This window comes from Streptomyces sp. W16, from assembly GCF_033194735.1.
Classification (GTDB): Bacteria; Actinomycetota; Actinomycetes; order Streptomycetales; family Streptomycetaceae; genus Streptomyces.
In genome coordinates this window covers 1-6,939 of the sequence record NZ_JAWOAI010000504.1, presented here as the reverse complement: position 1 = coordinate 6,939, position 6,939 = coordinate 1, and the positions used below count along the sequence as shown (strand labels likewise).

At 70.7% G+C, this 6,939-nt stretch carries 7 protein-coding genes; 4 read left to right on the top strand and 3 right to left on the bottom strand.

Annotation, left to right across the window (positions count from 1 at the left end; genetic code table 11):
* Positions 1-209 precede the first annotated feature (209 nt).
* The 4 genes from yczE to R6V09_RS41885 all read left to right on the top strand — a co-directional run bounded on the left by yczE (position 210) and on the right by R6V09_RS41885 (position 3,682).
* The gene (yczE, locus tag R6V09_RS41900; RefSeq protein WP_317886736.1) at positions 210-899 is read left to right on the top strand and encodes a membrane protein YczE; all 690 of its coding nucleotides are present in this window, start codon (positions 210-212) and stop codon (positions 897-899) included.
* Positions 896-1,663, top strand: a complete 768-nt coding sequence (locus tag R6V09_RS41895) for a glycerophosphodiester phosphodiesterase (protein WP_317886735.1) — start codon at positions 896-898, stop codon at positions 1,661-1,663. The genes yczE and R6V09_RS41895 overlap by 4 nt, the downstream gene beginning before the upstream one ends.
* 39 nt (positions 1,664-1,702) lie before the next feature.
* A complete protein-coding gene (locus R6V09_RS41890; RefSeq protein ID WP_317886734.1) occupies positions 1,703-3,052 on the top strand; it encodes an MFS transporter in 1,350 nt (449 codons plus the stop codon).
* Between the two features lie 255 nt (positions 3,053-3,307).
* Entirely contained in the window at positions 3,308-3,682 is a 375-nt protein-coding gene (locus R6V09_RS41885; RefSeq protein WP_003977404.1) for an RNA polymerase-binding protein RbpA, read from the top strand.
* Between the two features lie 110 nt (positions 3,683-3,792).
* Here the strand turns inward: R6V09_RS41885 and fxsA are convergent, their stop codons facing one another.
* The 3 genes from fxsA to R6V09_RS41870 all read right to left on the bottom strand — a co-directional run.
* Positions 3,793-4,353 carry an FxsA family membrane protein gene (gene fxsA / locus R6V09_RS41880; RefSeq protein ID WP_317886733.1) on the bottom strand — a complete coding sequence of 187 codons (561 nt, stop codon included), beginning with the start codon at positions 4,351-4,353 and terminating at the stop codon, positions 3,793-3,795.
* 72 nt (positions 4,354-4,425) lie between these two features.
* Positions 4,426-5,238 (bottom strand): polyprenol monophosphomannose synthase, encoded by an 813-nt coding sequence (locus R6V09_RS41875; RefSeq protein ID WP_317886732.1) that lies wholly within the window; start codon positions 5,236-5,238, stop codon positions 4,426-4,428.
* Between the two features lie 534 nt (positions 5,239-5,772).
* Positions 5,773-6,939: amidohydrolase (locus tag R6V09_RS41870; protein WP_317886731.1), on the bottom strand; the 1,167-nt coding region annotated here is incomplete at its 5' end.

The window sequence follows — 6,939 nt, the reverse complement described above, 5'->3', positions numbered from 1 at the left end:
CCTCCAGCACGAGAAGGCGGATGCCGTCCGCGAGGGCCCGGTAGGCGGGCGGGCGGCGGGTGCCGGGCCCGGCCGGGCGGTCCTGCTGGGAGTTGAGCAGCCGGGCCAGCTGCGCGGCGCCCATCGCCGAGGTCCACTGCGCCATGGAAACCAGTCCACCTTCCCGGAATTGGCCATGGATGACGTTTGTTCTCAAGCCACAGAGTGTCATGTGCCAGGCCACTACCACCACCAGGGGGCACCTCTTGTCCACGCGGAACCGTCTCGGGCGACGGTTGGTCCAGCTCTACGTCGGACTCGCGCTCTACGGCGCCAGCTCAGCGCTCCTGGTGGTGTCGGGCCTGGGTCTGGAACCCTGGAACGTGCTCCACCAGGGCCTCGCCGAACTCACCGGCCTGACGATCGGTGTCGTCTCGATCATCGTGGGCGCGGCGGTGCTGCTCCTGTGGATCCCGCTGCGCCAGCGGCCGGGCCTGGGCACCGTCTCCAACGTGTTCGTGATCGGCCTGGCCATGGACGGCACCCTCGCGCTGGTGCCCGACGCGCACGGCCTGGCCGTACGGATTCCGCTGCTGATCGCCGGCATCCTGCTCAACGGGGTCGCCACCGGGCTCTACATCTCCGCGAGCTTCGGACCGGGCCCGCGCGACGGGCTGATGACCGGGCTGCACAAGCTCACCGGCCGCTCCATCCGCCTGATCCGCACGGGCATCGAGGTCACCGTCGTGGCCACCGGCTTCGCGCTCGGCGGCACCGTCGGCATCGGCACCCTCCTGTACGCCCTGGCGATCGGCCCGCTCGCCCAGCTCTTCCTGCGCGTGTTCGCCGCCCCCTCGGCATCCGGCGGCAGCACGGTCGTAGCCACCGGGTCACCGGAACGGGCGATACTGCCCGGGTGACCACGCTCATACGTCATCCGTATCTCGACCATCCCGGCCCGATCCCGTTCGCCCACCGGGGCGGCGCGGCGGACGGCCTGGAGAACACCGTGTTCCAGTTCCGGCGCGCGGTCGAGCTGGGCTACCGGTACATCGAGACCGACGTGCACGCCACCGCTGACGGGAAGCTCGTCGCCTTCCACGACGAGACCCTGGACCGGGTGACCGACGGGGCGGGGCGGATCGCGGACCTGTTCTGGTCCGACGTGAGCCACGCGCGCGTGGCGGGCAAGGAACCGGTGCCCCTCTTCGAGGAGCTGCTGGAGACGTTCCCCGAGGTGCGCTGGAACGTCGACATCAAGGCGGAGCCGGCGCTCCACCCCCTCCTGGACCTGCTGGAGCGCACCGACTCCTGGAACCGCGTCTGTGTCGGCTCCTTCTCCGAGAAGCGCGTGGTCCGTGCCCAGCACCTGGCCGGGCCGCGCCTGGCCACGTCGTTCGGCACGCGCGGGGTGCTGAATCTGCGGCTGCGCTCCTGGGGCGCGCCCCTCCCCGTGCGCCGCTCGGCGGTCGCCGCACAGGTGCCCGAGGAGCAGTCGGGCGTCCCTGTCGTCGACAGGCGCTTCGTGCAGGCGGCACACGCGCGTGGAGTGCAGGTCCACGTGTGGACCATCAACGAGGCCGATCGCATGCACCGGCTTCTCGACCTGGGAGTGGATGGCATCATGACCGATCACATCGACACACTGCGCGAGGTCATGGTGGAGCGGGGCGTCTGGGCCTGAGCCCCTGGGCCGACGCGTGCACGGGAAGCGAGGGCATGGGTGGGTACCGACACCCTGCGGTCACCGGCGGCCGACGAGGCAGCCGAACGGCGGCGTGAACAGCGCGGCTGGTACTTCTACGACTGGGCCTGCTCCGTCTACTCGACGAGCGTACTGACCGTCTTCCTGGGCCCCTATCTGACCTCGGTCGCGAAGTCGGCGGCCGACCCGGACGGGTTCGTGCATCCCCTGGGGATACCGGTCCGGGCGGGGTCCTTCTTCGCCTACACCGTCTCCGCGTCCGTGATCGTGTCGATCCTCGTCATGCCCCTGGCGGGCGCGGCGGCCGACCGCACGGGCCGCAAGAAGCCCCTCCTGGCGCTCGCCGCCTATGTGGGCGCGACCGCCACCACGGGCCTGTTCTTCCTGGACGGCGACCGCTATCTGCTCGGCGGCTTCCTGCTGATCGTCGCCAACTCCTCCGTGGCCGTCTCGATGGTCGTGTACAACTCCTACCTCCCGCAGATCGCCCCGCCCGAGGAACGCGACGCGGTCTCCTCCCGAGGCTGGGCCTTCGGCTACGCGGCGGGCTCCCTGGTCCTCGTCCTGAACCTGATCCTCTTCACGGCCCACGACTCCTTCGGCCTCTCCGAGTCGATGGCCGTGCGCATCTGTCTCGCCTCGGCCGGCATCTGGTGGGGCGCCTTCACCCTCGTACCGCTGAAACGGCTGCGCGACCGCGGCCGTACGACGTCCGAGGCGCCCACGGCGCAGGGCTGGCGGCAGCTGGCGGCGACGGTCCGGGACATGCGCGGCAAACCACTCACGCTGTCCTTCCTGTTCGCCTACCTGATCTACAACGACGGCATCCAGACGGTGATCTCACAGGCGTCCGTGTACGGCTCCGAGGAGCTGGGCCTGAGTCAGTCGACGCTCATCACGGCCGTGCTGATGGTCCAGGTGCTCGCGGTGGCGGGCGCGCTCGGGATGGGGCGACTCGCCCGGACCTACGGGGCCAAGCGGACGATTCTCGGCTCCCTGGTGGCGTGGACGGTGACGTTGGCCGCCGGGTACTTCCTGCCCGCCGGCGCGCCCGTCTGGTTCTTCGTGCTGGCCGCCGGGATCGGCCTCGTCCTGGGCGGCAGCCAGGCGCTGTCCCGGTCCCTGTTCTCGCATCTGGTGCCGCCCGGCAAGGAAGCCGAGTACTTCTCGGCGTACGAGATGAGCGATCGGGGCATGAGCTGGCTGGGCCCACTTCTGTTCGGGGTGACGTACCAGCTGACCGGAAGTTATCGGGACGCGATCATCTCCCTGGTGGCCTTCTTCATCGTGGGATTCGTACTGCTCGCGCGGGTTCCGGTGGCGCGGGCGATCAGCGACGCGGGGAATCCTCTTCCCGAGAGGATTTAGCGCTGGAGGCGAAAGGGCGGTAGTGTACGCGTTTGGCCTGCCTGGCGTACCGTTACTGCGCGTCAAAGATGACGAATCGCTAGGTGACATCTGCTAGTAGATGTGACAAACCGGGCGCTGGTGGGTACAACAAGGGGCGGCTACGACGGCGACGCATGACCCCGTACGGGAATCTTTACCGCCGACCGGACGTTGACCGGATGACGACGACAGCGACACCTGTCCTGTGGGCGACAAGCCCGGGAGGCACGATTCATGAGTGAGCGAGCTCTTCGCGGCACGCGCCTCGTGGTGACCAGCTACGAGACGGACCGCGGTATCGACCTGGCACCACGCCAGGCCGTGGAGTACGCATGCGAGAAGGGACATCGCTTTGAGATGCCCTTCTCGGTCGAGGCGGAGATTCCGCCGGAGTGGGAGTGCAAGGTCTGCGGGGCCCAGGCACTCCTGGTCGACGGCGACGGCCCTGAGGAAAAGAAGGCCAAGCCCGCGCGTACCCACTGGGACATGCTGATGGAGAGGCGCACCCGCGAGGAACTCGAAGAGGTCCTTGAGGAGCGTCTTGCCGTTCTCCGTTCCGGCGCGATGAATATCGCGGTTCACCCGAGGGACAGCCGCAAGTCGGCCTAGTCCTGAAGGTGCGGAGCGGTTCTACCGCACACGCAAGTGGCACAAGCAAGTAAGCGCGGGCGCCGTACGAACATGTACGGCGCCCGCGCTTTTGCGTGTCCGCGTCCCCGTCAGCGGGTGAGCGGCGGGCGCGGACCCTGCGGGGTGTCGTCGCCGGGCTCGTCCCGGACGATGACCTCGCCCTGGACGACCTTGCCGTCCGGGCGGTGCATCCGGGCCTGCTGGAAGGCGTCCCCCAGGGTGCCGGGGGCGGCCTTGCGCAGCTTCCGCTCGACCGTGCGCTCCGCGTAGCGCCCCAGCGCCTTCTGGACCGGCGGAATCAGCAGGAGCAGCCCCGCCGCGTCCGAGATCAGACCGGGGATCATCAGCAGCAGGCCGCCCAGCATCATCAGGCCGCTGCCACCGCCGCTGGCCGGGGCGGTGCCCTGCTGCACGGCCTGGCTCAGGTTCTGGAAGGCCCGCCGGCCCGCCCGCTTGATCACCACCGCGCCGAGCACGAACCCGGCGACCAGCAGCAGGAAGACCGTAAGACCGCTCGACGCGCCCGCCACGACGGTCAGCAGCCAGATCTCCAGCACCAGCCACGCGGCGATGCCCAGCGGCAGGAACGTACGCAGCCGGGAGCGCTGGGGCCGGGCGGCGGAGGAAGGGGTGGATGCGCCAGTCGTCATACGTCCAGTGTGCCTGGGCCCGGCTCAGTGCGGGATAAGGGGACGATCAACGAGGGCTGTGAGGTTGTGGGGCTACGGCTGTGAGGGCTTTCCTCCCGGCTTGCCCCGGCCGCGGAGTTTGCCGACCCGCTCCCCCACGCCCCACGTGGTGACCCGCCACAGGGCCTCGACGAGGATGTCGCGGCTCATTTTGGAGTCGCCGTGTTCGCGCTCCACGAAGGTGATGGGGACCTCGACGACGTGGTAGCCGGCCTTGACGGCGCGGCGGGCCAGGTCGACCTGGAAGCAGTAGCCCTGGGAGGCCACGTCGTCCAGTCCGAGGCCTTCGAGGGTCTCCTTGCGGAAGGCGCGGTAGCCGCCCGTGATGTCGCGCAGCGGCAGGTCCAGGGCCACGCGTGAGTAGAGGCTGCCGCCACGGGAGATGAACTCGCGGGACCTCGGCCAGTTCACCACCCGGCCGCCGGGCACCCAGCGGGAGCCGAGCACCAGGTCCGCGCCCTTGAGGGCGGTGAGCAGCCGGGGCAGCTCCTCGGGCCGGTGGGAGCCGTCGGCGTCCATCTCGACGAGGACGCCGTAGCCGTTCTCGATGCCCCAGCGGAAGCCCGCTAGGTAGGCGGCGCCGAGGCCCTCCTTGCCCTTGCGGTGCAACACCTGGACCTGTTCGTCCTCGGCCGCCAGCTCGTCGGCCAGCTTGCCCGTGCCGTCGGGGCTGTTGTCGTCGGCCACGAGGACATGAGCCTCGGGGACCGACTGCCGCACCCGCCCGACGATGGCCTTGATGTTCTCCGCCTCGTTGTAGGTCGGAATGATCACCAAGGCCATGCCGAGCGGGCCGAACTTCCGCCCCTGGGCCTGTGCCGCGAGGGCTCCGTCGCCGTCGTTCACTGCTGCCCCTTCATGTCCGTACGCAGGCGTCCACCATAGTGGCCGCCGCCTGGGATGACGTGCCACGTCGTTCGTACGGTGGTGTCGATTCGACAAGAACGGGGTAAGACTGTGCCTTTTGGGTACTGGTGTGCTGCGGATGGGGGCCCGGCGCCCTTCGGGCCGACCTGGGACCCGCCGGCTGCGGGTCGACCAAAGCCGTTGTCTACTGGACGTCCGGGCCCCACCCGGGTCACACCAGCCGACCGGCCGGAACGTTCCCTCGCCGTGGCGCGGGTGCTGAGCCTGGCTCCCAGTGGCGGTGCCCCGGTGCGGCACACCGTCCCTGACCCAGCGGCGCTTCGGCGATTGTTCGGAGGTTCCCCGGTCGGGCGTCCGGTGGTGGACTCGGACGAACCTACCGGCCCCCTGCGCCCGCCTGTCAACAGCCGTCTGATCTGCGCTTTCTCCCTCAAACGGCTGGTCAGGGCAGAGGATGCGCAGGTCGCGCGACAGGGCGGCGGGCGCGGATCGGGGGCGCGCCACCCCGGGAGATCACTCGCCCGGCCGTACGAACACCGTCCGTCCGCCCACGACGGTATGCAGGCAGACGGGTAGGTCGCCGCCCGGTGTCAGGTCGGGCAGTCCGGGTGTGCCGGAGCGCGGGTCGGTCGACCAGCGCGCGACCCGGTCGTCGGGCGCCTGCACGACCAGGGCGTCGGTCCGCCAGACGGCGTAGTCGGCGGGCGCGCCCGGGACCAGAACACCCGCGTCGTCCCGTCCCACGGCCCGCCAGCCACCCCGCGTATGTGCGGTGAACGCGGCCCGAGCGGAGACGCGGTGTTCAGCCGTTCGGTGGAACGCGGCGGCGCGGACCGTGCCCCAGGGGTCGATCGGGGTGACCGGACTGTCGGAGCCGAAGGCGAGCGGGACACCGGCCCGCAGCAGGGCCGCGAAGGGGTTCAGGGCGCGCGCCCGCTCGGCGCCCAGGCGCTGGGCGTACATGCCCTCCTCGCCGCCCCACAGCGCGTCGAAGGCAGGCTGGACGGAGGCGGTCAGGCCCAGCTCGGCGAAGGCCGCGATGGTCTCCGGGGTGAGCATCTCGGCGTGTTCGACGCGGTGCCGGGCGGCGCGGACGCGGGCCAGGCCGACCTTCTCGGCGGCTGCGCGGACGCCCTCGACCACCGCGGTCACGGCGGCGTCCCCGATGGCGTGGAAGCCCGCCTGGAGGCCCGCCTCGGTGCAGGCGACGACATGGGCGGCGACGGCGTCCGCGTCGAGGTACGCGAGGCCGGTGTGTCCGGCGTCGGCGTACGGCTGGTGCAGACAGGCGGTGTGCGAGCCGAGGGCGCCGTCCACGAAGAGGTCCCCCGCCGCTCCTACGGCGCCCAGCTCCCGTGCCTTCACCACGTCCTGCTCGGCCCAGTAGCCGACAACGCGCGGCCCGAGCTCCTCGGCGGCGAGCCGCAGCAGGCCCGTGAAGTCGTCCTCGGAGGAGATCTCGGGCCCCGCGCACTCGTGGACCGAACCGACGCCCAGGGAGGCAGCGTGGGCCAGGGCGGTGCGCTGGGCCTCGACGCGCTGTTCCGGTGTGATGGCGGCGAGCGCGGTGGCGCGTACGGCGTGGTGGGCGTCGGCGGTGAGGGGGCCGTCCGGCGCGTCGAGGCCGGGGACCAGGTCGAGCAGGGCCGTGGTGACGACCGCCGAGTGGACGTCGATAGA